The following is a 12,331-nucleotide window of genomic DNA, read 5'->3' on the forward strand; positions in this document are numbered from 1 at the left end:
GCGGGCAGCCTGCCGCCCGATCGTGTGATGTGTGGAGCAGTCGCCGCCGTGGTGGTCGCCGGCAGCGGGCGACCGGTGTCCCAGGGCCGTGATCGGGTAGGTCCGGTGTGAGGGGGCGGAGCCGCCGACCGGGGGGAGGGGCGGCGGCTCCGCGCCGGCGTCGGACGCCTTGCCCTGCGGGGGGAACAGGGTCAACGGCATCCACCTACGCCCATCTACTATCGCAGTCCGTAGGTGTGGCGTCAACCGACGGCGGTCCTGCCGCCGCGTGTGTCCGCGGCCGGCGACGTGGTGGGCAGCCGCACCCGGAAGGTGGTGCCGCGGCCGGGTTCGCTGTCCACGTCGGCGCTGCCGCCGTGGGCGGCGGCCAGTTCGGCCACCACGGCCAAGCCGATGCCGGAGCCGCCGGCGCGTGCGGTGGGGCTGCGGTAGAAGCGGTCGAACACCCGCGGCAGTTCCTCCGGCGCGATGCCGGGACCGGTGTCGGAGACCTCCAGGCAGGCCGTGTCGCCGTGGTCGCGGACCGTGACGGTGACCGTTCCTCCCGGCGGGACGAACTTGCGGGCGTTGGTGAGCAGGTTGGTCGCGATCTGGCGCAGCCGCACAGGGTCGCCGTCGACGGTGACCTCGTCGAGGTCGGTGCCCAGGGCGAGCCCGGCTTCGGCGAACTCGTCGGCCAGCGCGCCGGTGAGTTCGCGCAGCAGCGCGGTCAGCGAGGTCGGCCGCCGGTCGAGGGTGAAGGTGGCCGCGTCGGCGGCGGCGAGGGTTTCCAGGTCCGCGACCAGTCGCGACAGCCGCACGGTCTCGTCGTGCAGGGAGGTGATGACCTGCGGTGTCGGCTTGCTGATCCCGTCCTGGACGGCTTCGAGCTGGCTGCGCAGGATGGCCAGCGGGGTGCGCAGTTCGTGGGCGACGTCGGCGGTGAACATCCGCCGCAGTTGGTCCTGCTTCTCGACCTGGTCGGCCATGGAGTTGAACGAGGCGGACAGTCGGCCGATCTCGTCGGTCGAGGTGACGGGGACGCGGCGGTCCCGGCGGCCTTTGGCCAGGTCGTCGGCGGCCGTGGTGAGTTCGGCGATCGGTGTGGCGACCCGGCGGGCCAGGACCAGCCCGAAGGTGAGGGCGACCAGGCCGGCGACGAGGCTGCCCACGGTCAGCAGCTGGTTCACCGAGTCACGGAAGTCCTGGTCGACGGCCGGGACCGCACCCTGGGGAACACGCACGACCAGGGTGCCCACCCGTGTTCCCTCGACGGCGATGGGCAGCTCCCGCGACGGGCCGAGTTCCCCGGTGCCCATCATGGCCCGGTGCATGGCCAGCATGGCGGGGTCGACGTCGGCGTCGGACAACGACCACACCCGGCCGCCGTCGGCACCACGGATCTCGGCCTCCGAGCCGGTCATCGTCACGGTCGCCGCGAGCTGGTTGAGCGACCGGGGGTTCCAGCCGTCGTTGCGGCGGTAGTCGGCGGCGAACAAGGTGACCAGCTGGTCCTGACGGGCCTGTTGCTGGTCGGCCAGGTAGTCGGTGAAGCGGGCCTGGAACGCGGTGTTGACCAGGACCGCGGTCAGCGTCGCCGCACCCACGCCGATGACGGCGAACGCCACGGCGAGGCGGCGGGTGAAGCGGCCGGGGCGCGGTCTAGGCATCGCGGTCCACCCCGAGCTTGTAGCCGACCCCGGGCACGGTCGTGACCAGCCGGAACGGTGAGGTGTCGCCGAGTTTGCGGCGCAGGTTCTTCACGTGCACGTCGATGGTGCGCTCGTAGCCCTCGAAGTCGTAGCCCTGCACCCGGGTCACCAACTCCAGTCGGGTCCACGCCCGTCCCGGCCGCGAGGCCAGCGCGGCGAGCAGGTCGAACTCGGTGCGGGTCAGCTCGACGTGCTGCTCGGCGGCCCACACCTCCCGGCGCTCCGGGTCGATGCGCAGCCGACCGTAACCGTAGGACGCCGGGGCCGCCGTGCCGGAGTGCCCGCCGCGCGCTCGGCGCAGGATCGCCTCGACCCGCGCGACCAGTTCACGGGGGCTGAACGGCTTGACGACGTAGTCGTCCGCGCCCAGGCGCAGCCCCATCACCCGGTCGCTCTCGGCCGCGCGCGCGGTCAGCATCACCAGTGGCACGTCGCTGGTCTTGCGCAGCAGTCTGGCGACCTCCTCGCCCGGCATGTCGGGCAACCCCAGGTCGAGGATCACCAGGTCGGGATGGGCGCCGGTGGCCAACGCGAGGGCACGCCGGCCGTCGTCGGCCTCCAGGACCGTGAAACCCTCCCGTTCGAGGTAGTCGCGCACCAATCGGCGCAGCTTGGGCTCGTCGTCGACGACGAGCACGGTTGTGGTCATGACTGCCTTTCCTCCGCGCATCCACCGCGCATGTGATGCCCCGTCTCGACCGAGGCTAGCGCCGCACGGCGCCGCAGGCCGGGGGTCGGCAGCGCCGCCACCGGCGTGCGGGAGCGGAAACAGATCCGCTACACGGCACCTTCACAGGACCTTCATGACGCGGATCTACCTTCGGCTTTGTCGAATCCGGTATCGCGTGAAAGAGAGGCACTCTGTGAAGCGTCGCACTGTTGGTTTGGGATTGGCCGCCGCCGTGCTCGGCGGTGTGGGCGTCTACGGGGCGAGCACGGCGACGGCGGCTCCGACGCAGGGCTCGGGCATTGCGGTCGTGGCGTCCGACGAGCGCGCACAAACGGGGACGGGCGCGACCGACATGGACGCGATGATGCGGCACTGCGTCGAGCAGCTTCCCGCCGATGCGCGCGATGAAGCCCGGCGCATGCACGAGCAGATGAAGCAGTCCATGTCCGCGGCGGGCAGCGGCTCCATGATGAACGGCCCAATGATGAACGGCCCAATGACGGGCGGCTCGATGATGGACGGCGGTTCGATGATGGGCGGCCACGCCCCGGCCGACTCCGGCGGTTCCGGTCGGTGACCGGCGGACACACACGTCCCGTTCTCCGGAGATGAGGTAGCACGATGGTTCTGGCCTACCTGCCCAGTCCACCCAGCCCGTATCTGACCGTCGGTCCGCTGATGGTGCACTGGTACGCGCTGATGGTGCTCCTCGGGGTCCTCGCCGCCGTCCTCATCGGGCAGAGGCGCTGGGCGGCGGTCGGCGGCGCGAAGAGCGTGGTGACCGACGTGGCGATCACCGCCGTGCCCTTCGGCATCCTCGGCGGCCGGCTCTACCACGTCGCCACCAGCTGGCAGCTGTACTTCGGGCCCGGCGCCCGGCCGGTGGAGGCGCTCTACATCTGGCAAGGCGGGCTCGGGATCTGGGGCGCGGTCGCCGGCGGCGCGCTCGGCGCCTGGATCGCGGCCCGACGCCGCGGGGTGGACTTCGCCGCCTTCGCCGACGCCATGGCCCCCGGCCTGCTGGTCGGGCAGGCCATCGGCCGGATCGGGTGCTGGTTCAACCAGGAGCTCTACGGGCGGCCCACCAGCCTGCCCTGGGGGCTGGCCATCGACCCCGCCAACCGCCCGCCCGACAGTCCCGACCAGCCCTACTACCACCCGACCTTCGCCTACGAAGCCCTGTGGAACCTCGGCATGGCCGGCATGCTGATGTGGGCGCAGCGGCGCTTCGGTCTCGACCGCGGACGCGTGTTCGCCCTCTACGTCGCCGGCTACACCGCCGGACGCGGCTGGATCGAACTGCTGCGCGTCGACCCGGCCAACCACATCCTCGGTCTGCGGCTCAACGTGTGGACCAGCGCCCTGCTGTTCCTCGCCGCCGTCGCCTACCTCCTCACACGACGCACCGGCCAGCTGGGACCACAGACCCCCGTGGCCACCGCGACGACACCAGCGGACCGGGTAGTCGCGGACGTGGCCGCGGGCACAGCCACCACCGATACAGCCACGACCGCCGCGCGGCGGACCGGTGACCAGAACACGGATCGGCCGATCGGCGGCCATGCCGTCCACTCGCCACCAATCGCCTCCGGGCCCGTTCCGGACGATCCATCCCGCTAGCCGCAACATTTCTGAAACAGAGGAAGGGAAAGTCGACAAATGTGCCTGAACAAGAAGGTTCTCATCGCCGTCGGTGTCGTTACGGTCGCCGTGTTGGTCCTGCGGCCGTCGTGGATCGGCGCGGCTCTGCCACTCCTGCTCTTGTCCGTGTGCGCGGTCACCATGGCGTTCATGATGAGGGGCATGAACGGCGGACGTCCGGGAGCGAACGGAAAGGCCATGACGACGCGATCGGTCGACACGCGGGCCGTCGATCACGCCGCGGTGGAAGATCGGGGCAACCGGGCCGCGAAACACACCGTCGAATGAGCACGACCACCAGAAGGTCCCGCGCGATGTCCGAGGATTGCGCACAGCTGACCACGGTCGGCGTCTACCTGCTCGACGCCCTGGAACGCGACGAGCGTAACGCCTTCACCGGCCATCTGGCCCAGTGCCCGCAGTGCCGCAGCGAGGTCGAGGACCTGACCCCGGTCGTGCATCTGCTCGCCCTCGCACGGGCCACCCTCCCCGCCCAACTGCACGCCATGCACCCGAACAAGGGCCCCCGACGAGTCGGACCGGCATCGGCCTGTGGGCCGTGGTGCTGATCAACACGCTGCTGGTGGTGGCGTTCCGCGCGGCTACCACCGACTGGCCCGCAGCGAGGAACGCGAGGTCCGCCGGCGCCTCGGCCCGGCATGAGACGCCTACACGCGGCGCACCCCGCGCTTCATTCCACACCCTCCACCACCACACCATCCACCACAGCGCCCACGGCAGCCTCGTCGGGCTGCGCCGGCCCCCAGGCTGGCCGACGATGGGACAGGTAACGGGGCAGGATTCCCAGCCGGCCACACATCGGGCGGTACCGGTTTCGACACAGGGAAGGGATACACGTGAGTGTCGCCGACATCGTGGTGATCGTCGCAGCCGCCGGGCTCGTCGCCCTGCTGGCCTGGTTCTTCTTCGGGCCGAAGAAGACCCGCCTGGCCGACATGCGCGACGGCGTGCAGGAGGTGGAAATCACGGTGAAGGGCGGGTACTCCCCGAACCTGATCCGGGTCCGCCAGGGCACGCCCGTCCGCATGGTCTTCGACCGACGCGAGAGCGGGGACTGCACCTCGCGCGTGGTCTTCGCCGACCTGGCACTGAGCAAGTCGCTGCCGGCGTTCGGCAAGGCCACCGTGGAATTCCTGCCCGAGCGGACCGGACGCCTCGGGTTCGCCTGCGGCATGAACATGGTGCACGGCACGGTGCTGGTCGAACCGGCCACGGCCGACGACGACGCCGGCTCCCCACCGGCCTCCCCGGCACAACCCGCCGTGCGGGACGGGCAAACCGCTCGGGACGAGCGGCCGGTCGAGCCCGACCGGCCGGCGACGCCAGAGGCCACCGAACCCGATGCCACAGGGGATGCCGAGGAGACCTCTCGGCGCGCCGAGATCACCGATCTGTCCCGCAGGGTGCTGGTGGGCACGGTCCTGTCCGCCCCGGTCGCGCTGGCCGTGATGCTGCACGATTTCTTCGCCCTCGCCGTGCCAGGACTTCTGCTCAACCCGTGGTTCCAGCTCGCGCTGATCACCCCGGTGATGTTCTACACGGGCTGGCCCATCCACCGCACCGGCTGGCTGTCGCTGCGCCACCGCGCCGCCGAGATGAACGCCCTGATCACGCTGGGCACCACGGCGGCCTACGGCTACAGCCTGGTGGCCACCCTGGCGCCGGGTCTGCTGCCCTCGGCGGTGCGCGACGTCTACTACGAGGCGGTGGGGGTCATCCTGACCCTGATCCTGCTGGGGCGGCTGTTCGAGGCCAAGGCCAAGGCGGGCACCGGACAGGCGATCCGCAAACTGCTGGGCCTGCGGGCCACCACCGCCCGGATCCTGCGGGACGGAACCGAGATCGAGGTGCCGGCCCAGGACGTGACGCCCGGCGACGTCGTCGTGGTCCGCCCCGGCGAGAAGATCCCGGTCGACGGGGTGATCGTGCACGGCCGCTCCAGCATCGACGAGTCCATGGTGACCGGCGAATCCATCCCGGCCACCAAGGAACCCGGTGACACCGTGGTCGGCGCGACGGTCAACCAGACCGGGGCGTTCCGCTTCGAGGCGACCAAGGTCGGCCGGGACACCATGCTCGCCCAGATCATCCGGCTGGTCGAGGCCGCCCAGGCATCCAAGGCACCCATCCAGCGGGTCGCCGACCTGGTGGCCGGCTACTTCGTCCCCGCCGTCATCTTCATCGCCGTCACCGCATTCGCGGTGTGGTTCATCGCCGGTCCCGCACCCGCCCTCACCCTCGGGCTGGTCTCCGCCGTCGCGGTGCTGATCATCGCTTGCCCGTGCGCGTTGGGACTGGCCACCCCACTGTCGATCATGGTCGGCACCGGCAAGGGCGCCGAGGCCGGCATCCTCATCCGCTCCGCCGAGTCGCTGGAAGCCGCCCACCGGCTGGACACGATCGTGCTCGACAAGACCGGCACCATCACCAAGGGACAGCCCACCCTCACCGACATCGTCGCCGTCGGCGCGATCGGCGAGGGCGAACTGCTGCGCCTGGTGGCCTCGACCGAGCACTCCTCCGAACATCCGCTGGGCCAGGCCATTGTCCGCGGCGCGGCCGAACGCGGTGTCACCCTGGCCGAGGTCCGCGACTTCGACTCCGTCACCGGCCACGGCGTGCGCGCCACCGTCGAGGGACGACGCGTGCTGGTCGGCAAGGCCGCCCTGCTCCTCGACGACGGCATCGACCCCACCTCCCTGCAGGGGGACGCCGACCGCCTCTCCGGTGAGGGCAAGACCCCGATCTTCGTCGCCGTCGACGACGAACTCGCCGGCGTGGTCGCGGTGGCCGACACCGTCAAGGACGACTCGGCCGCCGCGGTCGCCGAACTTCAGCGCCTCGGCCTGGACGTCGTCATGATCACCGGCGACAACCGGCGCACCGCCGAGGCCATCGCCGGGCAGGTCGGCATCGCCCGCGTCCTGGCCGAAGTCCTCCCCGAGCACAAGGCCGCCGAGATCCGCCGCCTGCAAAACCAGGGCAAGCGCGTGGGCATGGTCGGCGACGGCATCAACGACGCACCCGCCCTGGCCCAGGCCGACGTCGGCTTCGCCATCGGCACCGGAACCGACGTGGCCATCGAGGCCGCCGACATCACCCTCATCTCCGGCGCGCTGGGCGGGGTGGTGACCGCGGTGGCGCTCAGCCGCGCCACCATGCGCAACATCCGACAGAACCTGTTCCTGGCCTTCGTCTACAACACCGCCGGCATCCCGCTGGCCGCCGGAATCCTCTACCCCTTCACCGGATGGCTGCTCAGCCCGATCATCGCCGCCGCCGCCATGGCACTGTCCTCCCTCTCGGTCGTGGGCAACGCCAACCGCCTGCGCCGCTTCACACCCCCCACGCCGGCCACCGTCTCACCGTCGGCCATGGCCGGAGCTGCGGTCCAGGCGGACAGTCCGGTGAGCGGTCGAGTCGCAGGATAGGGACGAACCGCCCGCCGTGCCGCGCACCGTCGCCGACGACATCGAGGCACGCGACGCAGGCCGTTGAGCGGGATCCACCCGCTCAACGGCCGCACACCGACAATCGGATGAGGCCCGCAAGCCCGACACCGGACGGCCCGGAGACCACGAGGCTCCTGGGCGACCACCCGAGGGCCGGGACGAACCACCGGTCCGTACGCCCGCCCAACGCAGGGACTTGACCCGGTGAAGTCCCGTTCAACACGGCAAAGAGGAGTGGTGGGTCCCCTTGTCCGTCGGGGAAGGCTCTAAAGTGGCTGCAACGAAACAAATGGCGGCTCGGAGCTCTGAAGGAGACCGGTCATGCAGTCCTGGGTGCTGCGGGTTGACGGCATGTCGTGCACCGGGTGCGAGCGGCGGCTCGACACCGCGCTGAGCCAAGTCGAAGGCGTGTTCGGGGTGGTGGCCGACCATGCCTGCGGTCGAGTAGAGGTCCGGATCGACCCGAACATCACCGACCGCGCCGTGCTGGTGGAACGGATCGAGGGTGCCGGCTACCGGGTCCTCGACGATGCGACGCCCTGAACGCCGGCGCTTCACGAGCGTCCCGTTGGTCGTCGTGGCCGCCATCAACGCGGTCATCAGTGTCTTCTACTACCTGCGGTGGATCGGCCCGGCGTTCCGAGGTGAGGAGTCGGCCGCACCCGAGATCAGCCGCTGGGCGACGCGCACCGCCTACGTGACGGCCGCCGTGTCCGTATTGCTGGGGCTGCTGACCGGTCCTGTGCTCGCCGTTCCTGGCATATGACGCAGCAGGTCGAACAACCGTCGCGCCCGCGTGGCTCCGATGCCGAGCCCCACGCGCAGAGCATCCGCCGCAACGCGGACAGGTCTTACAGTGCGCTGTAGCCGGACGCGAGCAGGGTTCGAGCCGACCGCAGCCGATGAGTCCGTCGATCGATCGGCAGACCGCGTTGGCCCGGACTTCCAATGCGCACAGGTCCGGCAGCACGGCCGAGGACCGGAGATCGGCCCTCGTATTGGCGGTTCGAGCGCACCGGCGGCATGATCGGCAGCCTCTCCCAGCTCGTCCGGGGCGCGGCGGTGCTGGCCATCGACGACGGCGAGGCCGTCACCCGCGAGTTGCTGGACCTGGTCCCGGTCGACGAAGCCTCGTTCGCCACCCGCTCGCAGCGCCGCAAGCGCGCCCGCCCCGCGCCCGCCCCGCAGGGGAAAGCCTGATGGTCTCCCGGCTGCCGATCACCGTCCCGCCCGCCGGCGGCGAGATCGCCGTGTCCTACCTGACCCGGCTCGCCACCCTGCACGAGATGCCCTTCGACGTCCTCTGGTCGCAGGTCGGCGCTGCCCGCGCCAAGGGCAACGCCACCCGCCGCCTGGACGGAGACCTGCTTGCCTGCGTCGCCTCCCAGCCCCGCGCCCGGCTCGACCGGGCCGTGGTCGAGCTGCGCGACCCGGAACCGGACTGGCTCGCGCTGCGGCACGAACCCCAACGCGGCTGCCGCCGCTGCGACGCCCGCCACCCCGGCGGGCCGGTCCTGCGGCTGCTGCCGCACCACGCCTACGTCTGTACCCGGCACCGGATCTGGATCGGCCCGCCCGACCAGCACGACCACCCCCAACCGGGCCTGGAGGACCTGCCCGAGGTCGTCGCCGCCCAGCACCGGCACCTACGGCTGCTGGCCCGCCTCGGCCCGGCCGCCACCTACGACGCGGTGCTGACCGGGTTCCTGATCTGCGCACACCGCTGGAACTTCACCGACATCGCCTTCGACGGCGACGCCTGGCTGGACTGGGTCCGCCGCGCCGAACTGCTCATCCCACCCGGCACCGAGACCGACACCTTCAGCACCTCGCGGCTCTTCGCCGCCACCTACCCCGACGCGGTCGCCCTCGCCGAGGTCATCGGCCCGCTGCACTGGCGACGCCGGGCCGCCGGCGGCCCCGACGACCAACGCGCGTTCGCCGCCGAGATTGGCCACCGCCTCGGCCTGCACGACTACCACCCGGCACTGACCAAAGACCCCATCGCGCACTGGATCGAACAGGACTGCCACCAGCCGCCCAGCACGCCCAACACCGACTACCGCAGCCTGCGCACCTTCGGCGGCAGCTCGTTCGTCAAGCCCGCCAAGGACAGCGACAACAAACGCCGACTCGCCGCCTACTGGTTCGCCCAGAAGCACCGCCGCGGCGGCGACGCCATGCTGCACCACCGCAGCCTCAACCCCGTCGTCATCCGCGACTGGTCACACAAGAAGGAGCTGTTCTCCGGCGCGCTGATCACCAGCTCGGAGACCTCGTTCGAGACCCGGCGCAACCTCGACGCCGACCCCCGCACCGAGCACACCACCGACTACCTGCGACCCGAACCGGCGCCATCGCCCTACCTGGACACCGCCGTCGAACCGGTCGACTGGCCCCTTCGAACCGAACCGCGACCACCGGTCGGCGCACGGCCGTCGTTCCCGAACGAACGGCCGAAGCACTTCTTCCCGCGCAACCGCCTGCGATCCGCCACCTAGGCAGGCCGGACCCCAGGTCACCCCGGCCCCGGACGACGGCACGGCCGGGGCCGGGCGGAAGCACGTGCCGGCGGTCAGCGACGTGCGGCCACGCCGAGCAGGTAGTCACCGCCGATGCGGGTGCGCCACCGGTCGCCGACATCGAGCCCGTGCCGGGGCAGTTCGGCGAGGAACTCACCGGCGGTGAACCGGTCTTCGTCGGGGTGATCGAACAGCACCCGGTAGGAACGGCGGGCGAGCGCGGTCGCGGTGACCTCGTCGAAGTAGAACCGCCCGCCCGGCTTGAGTACGCGGGCGACCTCGGCGAGCGCGTCGCGCCAGTTGGGGATGTGGTGGACGATCGCGAAGTCGAACACCGCGTCGTAGGCGCCGTCACCGCCGCCGTCGAACGGGGCGAACGCGGTGCGCAGGTCGGTCGCGCTGCCCTGGGTCAGGTGCACGCGGTCGCCGTAACGGGCCAGGCGGCGCCGGGCGCGCGGGAGCATCGCCGGGTCGAGGTCGACCGCGTGCACGGTCGCGGCACCGAACCGGTCGAGGATCAAGCGGGTTCCTCCACCGGGGCCGCAGCCGATTTCGGCGACCGTCGCGCCGGGGGTGCGTCCGCCGAGGGTGGCGAGCACGTGCGCCTCGTAGCGCTGCAACCAGCGTCGGGGCGGCGAGTTGACCAACATCGTTTCCGCCCGGTTCATCAGCATGAGCCGTCTACCTTTCATCGTCCAGAGGCGCTATCATCGCCTCGTGACGATGAATAGCACGGACGGGTGCACGGCGTCGAGCCCGAGCGGATCGGGCCTGGATTCGGCGGTCGCCCTGTTCCACAGCCTGTCCGACGCGACCCGGCTCGCGATCGTGCGGCGACTGGCCGGCGGCGAGGCGCGCGTGGCCGACCTGGTCGCAGAGCTGGGCCTCGCACAGTCCACGGTGTCGGCGCACGTGGCGTGTCTGCGTGACTGCGCGCTCGTGGTCGGCCGTCCGCAGGGTCGCCAGGTGTTCTACTCCCTGGCCCGTCCCGAGCTGCTCGACCTGCTCGCCGCCGCCGAGACGCTGCTCGCCGCGACCGGGCAGGCCGTCGCCCTGTGCCCCAACTACGGCACCGACACCACCTCTCCACCCCAGACCGTCAAGGAGTTCTCGTGAGCACCCCCGACACCCCGGCCGTTCCCGACGTGCGCGGCGTCGCAGCACGTAAAGCGGTGCTGTGGGAAAAGGTCACCATCGGCTACAACGTCGCCGAGGGCATCATCGCCATCACCGCCGGTCTGATCGCAGGCTCGGTGGCGCTGGTCGGGTTCGGCTTCGACTCGTGGATCGAGGTCGCCGCCGCCACGGTCGTGCTGGTCCGCCTGCGCGCCGAGATCCGCGGCGGCGAGGTCGACGAGGCCAAGGAACGGCGCGCGCTGCGGTTCGTCGCGGTGACGTTCTTCGTGCTCGCTGCCTACGTCCTGTTCGAGGGGGTTCGCGACCTCATCGAGGGTTCCGAGCCGAACACCTCGGTCGTGGGCATCGTGCTCACCGGCGTGTCCATCGTGATCATGCCGTGGTTGGCCAGCGTCAAGCGCAAGGCGGGCGAGGCGATGAACTCGCGCCTGGTCATCGCCGACGCGGCCGAGACCAAGCTGTGCGCGTGGCTGTCGGTCTCCACCTTCGTCGGACTGCTCGCCTACGCCCTGGTGGGCTGGACCTGGATCGACCCCGTCGCCGGGTTCGTCATCGCCGCCTTCGCGATCAAGGAAGGCCGCGAAGCGTGGGAAGGCGAGTTGGTCTGTGACGACGATGACGACGACTGAACCGCCTACCCGGTCCGCCGGACGCACTCGGGCACTCGTGGCGGTCGTGGCCTTGCTGGTCGCAGCGCTCGACCTGGCGGTCAAGGCATGGGCCGAGATCACGCTGCCGGGTAACCCGATCGACCTCGGACCGCTCGACCTGCGGCTCACGTTCAACTCAGGCGTGGCGTTCAGCCTCGGTGACAGCCTGCCCGCCGCCGTGGTCGTCGCCGTCACCGGCGCAATCGTGGCGGGCATCGTGGTCTACGCCTGGCGCAGCGCCCCGAGCCTCGACGTGCTCACCGGTCTCGGACTCGGGGCGGTCCTGGGCGGAGCGGTGGCGAACCTGCTCGACCGCGCCCGCGACGGCGCGGTGACCGACTACCTGCACAACGGGTGGTTCGCCACCTTTAACCTCGCCGACACCGGCATCACCCTCGGCGCCGCCCTGATGATCCTCGCTGCCCTGCGCAACGACAGGCGGGCGAAGACCGCCACAACGACCTGATCTCCACGCAATCCGCCAGGTAGGCCCGAACAAACCGACCCTGATCCGTTCGAACCTACCTGGCGGATGTCCTGTCCGGCT

15 protein-coding genes are annotated in these 12,331 nt (G+C 70.9%); 12 read left to right on the top strand and 3 right to left on the bottom strand.

Translation table 11 applies throughout. From position 1 onward, the window contains the following. Positions 1 to 242: 242 nt before the first annotated feature. A complete protein-coding gene (locus BN1701_RS01440) occupies positions 243 to 1,649 on the bottom strand; it encodes a cell wall metabolism sensor histidine kinase WalK (RefSeq protein WP_054044706.1) in 1,407 nt (468 codons plus the stop codon). Further along, a complete protein-coding gene (locus BN1701_RS01445) occupies positions 1,642 to 2,340 on the bottom strand; it encodes a response regulator transcription factor (protein WP_054044708.1) in 699 nt (232 codons plus the stop codon). Before BN1701_RS01445 ends, BN1701_RS01440 begins: the two co-directional genes overlap by 8 nt. Positions 2,341 to 2,494: 154 nt before the next feature. Between BN1701_RS01445 and BN1701_RS01450 the strand changes: the two genes are divergently transcribed. The 9 genes from BN1701_RS01450 (at position 2,495) to BN1701_RS01485 (ending at position 9,976) form a co-directional block, all read left to right on the top strand. Next, on the top strand, positions 2,495 to 2,938 hold the full coding sequence (locus BN1701_RS01450; protein ID WP_157367717.1) for a hypothetical protein: 444 nt from the start codon (positions 2,495 to 2,497) through the stop codon (positions 2,936 to 2,938). A gap of 44 nt (positions 2,939 to 2,982) precedes the next feature. Continuing rightward, positions 2,983 to 3,981: a prolipoprotein diacylglyceryl transferase gene (lgt, locus tag BN1701_RS01455; RefSeq protein ID WP_082859598.1), complete on the top strand. Its 999-nt coding sequence runs from the start codon at positions 2,983 to 2,985 to the stop codon at positions 3,979 to 3,981. A 39-nt stretch (positions 3,982 to 4,020) separates the two neighbouring features. Then, complete coding sequence (locus tag BN1701_RS01460) at positions 4,021 to 4,290, top strand: DUF2933 domain-containing protein (protein WP_054044713.1); 270 nt, start codon at positions 4,021 to 4,023, stop codon at positions 4,288 to 4,290. A gap of 26 nt (positions 4,291 to 4,316) precedes the next feature. Next, positions 4,317 to 4,571, top strand: a complete 255-nt coding sequence (locus BN1701_RS01465) for an anti-sigma factor (protein WP_054044714.1) — start codon at positions 4,317 to 4,319, stop codon at positions 4,569 to 4,571. 288 nt (positions 4,572 to 4,859) lie between these two features. Continuing rightward, positions 4,860 to 7,454, top strand: a complete 2,595-nt coding sequence (locus BN1701_RS01470; protein ID WP_054044716.1) for a heavy metal translocating P-type ATPase — start codon at positions 4,860 to 4,862, stop codon at positions 7,452 to 7,454. A 342-nt stretch (positions 7,455 to 7,796) separates the two neighbouring features. Beyond that, entirely contained in the window at positions 7,797 to 8,018 is a 222-nt protein-coding gene (locus BN1701_RS01475; RefSeq protein WP_054044719.1) for a heavy-metal-associated domain-containing protein, read from the top strand. A gap of 34 nt (positions 8,019 to 8,052) precedes the next feature. Continuing rightward, on the top strand, positions 8,053 to 8,241 hold the full coding sequence (locus tag BN1701_RS01480; RefSeq protein WP_157367718.1) for a hypothetical protein: 189 nt from the start codon (positions 8,053 to 8,055) through the stop codon (positions 8,239 to 8,241). A gap of 182 nt (positions 8,242 to 8,423) precedes the next feature. Further along, the gene (locus BN1701_RS36710; RefSeq protein ID WP_197672030.1) at positions 8,424 to 8,675 is read left to right on the top strand and encodes a hypothetical protein; all 252 of its coding nucleotides are present in this window, start codon (positions 8,424 to 8,426) and stop codon (positions 8,673 to 8,675) included. Beyond that, on the top strand, positions 8,675 to 9,976 hold the full coding sequence (locus BN1701_RS01485; protein WP_054044723.1) for a TniQ family protein: 1,302 nt from the start codon (positions 8,675 to 8,677) through the stop codon (positions 9,974 to 9,976). Before BN1701_RS36710 ends, BN1701_RS01485 begins: the two co-directional genes overlap by 1 nt. Positions 9,977 to 10,050: 74 nt before the next feature. Here BN1701_RS01485 and BN1701_RS01490 read toward each other — a convergent pair whose 3' ends face one another. Next, positions 10,051 to 10,671, bottom strand: a complete 621-nt coding sequence (locus BN1701_RS01490) for a class I SAM-dependent methyltransferase (RefSeq protein ID WP_054044724.1) — start codon at positions 10,669 to 10,671, stop codon at positions 10,051 to 10,053. Between the two features lie 49 nt (positions 10,672 to 10,720). Here BN1701_RS01490 and BN1701_RS01495 point away from each other — a divergent pair, with 49 nt between their 5' ends. From BN1701_RS01495 to lspA, 3 genes are read left to right on the top strand one after another with little or no spacing between them, the layout of a single operon-like run. Next, positions 10,721 to 11,113: an ArsR/SmtB family transcription factor gene (locus BN1701_RS01495; RefSeq protein WP_369800663.1), complete on the top strand. Its 393-nt coding sequence runs from the start codon at positions 10,721 to 10,723 to the stop codon at positions 11,111 to 11,113. Continuing rightward, the gene (locus tag BN1701_RS01500) at positions 11,110 to 11,763 is read left to right on the top strand and encodes a cation diffusion facilitator family transporter (protein ID WP_054044727.1); all 654 of its coding nucleotides are present in this window, start codon (positions 11,110 to 11,112) and stop codon (positions 11,761 to 11,763) included. The genes BN1701_RS01495 and BN1701_RS01500 overlap by 4 nt, the downstream gene beginning before the upstream one ends. Then, positions 11,750 to 12,250 carry a signal peptidase II gene (gene lspA / locus BN1701_RS01505; protein WP_054044728.1) on the top strand — a complete coding sequence of 167 codons (501 nt, stop codon included), beginning with the start codon at positions 11,750 to 11,752 and terminating at the stop codon, positions 12,248 to 12,250. Before BN1701_RS01500 ends, lspA begins: the two co-directional genes overlap by 14 nt. Positions 12,251 to 12,331 lie beyond the last annotated feature (81 nt).

The organism is Alloactinosynnema sp. L-07, assembly GCF_900070365.1.
In the GTDB taxonomy this organism is placed as follows: Bacteria; Actinomycetota; Actinomycetes; order Mycobacteriales; family Pseudonocardiaceae; genus Actinokineospora.

Excerpts from the sequence above, each read along its gene's own strand:
- BN1701_RS01475 (WP_054044719.1), top strand. The coding sequence starts at position 7,797 with ATGCAGTCCTGGGTGCTGCGGGTTGACGGCATGTCGTGCACCGGGTGC.
- BN1701_RS01445 (WP_054044708.1), bottom strand. The coding sequence starts at position 2,340 with ATGACCACAACCGTGCTCGTCGTCGACGACGAGCCCAAGCTGCGCCGA.
- BN1701_RS01490 (WP_054044724.1), bottom strand. The coding sequence starts at position 10,671 with ATGCTGATGAACCGGGCGGAAACGATGTTGGTCAACTCGCCGCCCCGA.
- BN1701_RS01460 (WP_054044713.1), top strand. The coding sequence starts at position 4,021 with ATGTGCCTGAACAAGAAGGTTCTCATCGCCGTCGGTGTCGTTACGGTC.
- lspA (WP_054044728.1), top strand. The coding sequence starts at position 11,750 with ATGACGACGACTGAACCGCCTACCCGGTCCGCCGGACGCACTCGGGCA.
- BN1701_RS01485 (WP_054044723.1), top strand. The coding sequence starts at position 8,675 with ATGGTCTCCCGGCTGCCGATCACCGTCCCGCCCGCCGGCGGCGAGATC.
- BN1701_RS01495 (WP_369800663.1), top strand. The coding sequence starts at position 10,721 with ATGAATAGCACGGACGGGTGCACGGCGTCGAGCCCGAGCGGATCGGGC.
- BN1701_RS01440 (WP_054044706.1), bottom strand. The coding sequence starts at position 1,649 with ATGCCTAGACCGCGCCCCGGCCGCTTCACCCGCCGCCTCGCCGTGGCG.
- BN1701_RS36710 (WP_197672030.1), top strand. The coding sequence starts at position 8,424 with ATGCGCACAGGTCCGGCAGCACGGCCGAGGACCGGAGATCGGCCCTCG.
- lgt (WP_082859598.1), top strand. The coding sequence starts at position 2,983 with ATGGTTCTGGCCTACCTGCCCAGTCCACCCAGCCCGTATCTGACCGTC.
- BN1701_RS01465 (WP_054044714.1), top strand. The coding sequence starts at position 4,317 with ATGTCCGAGGATTGCGCACAGCTGACCACGGTCGGCGTCTACCTGCTC.
- BN1701_RS01450 (WP_157367717.1), top strand. The coding sequence starts at position 2,495 with ATGACGCGGATCTACCTTCGGCTTTGTCGAATCCGGTATCGCGTGAAA.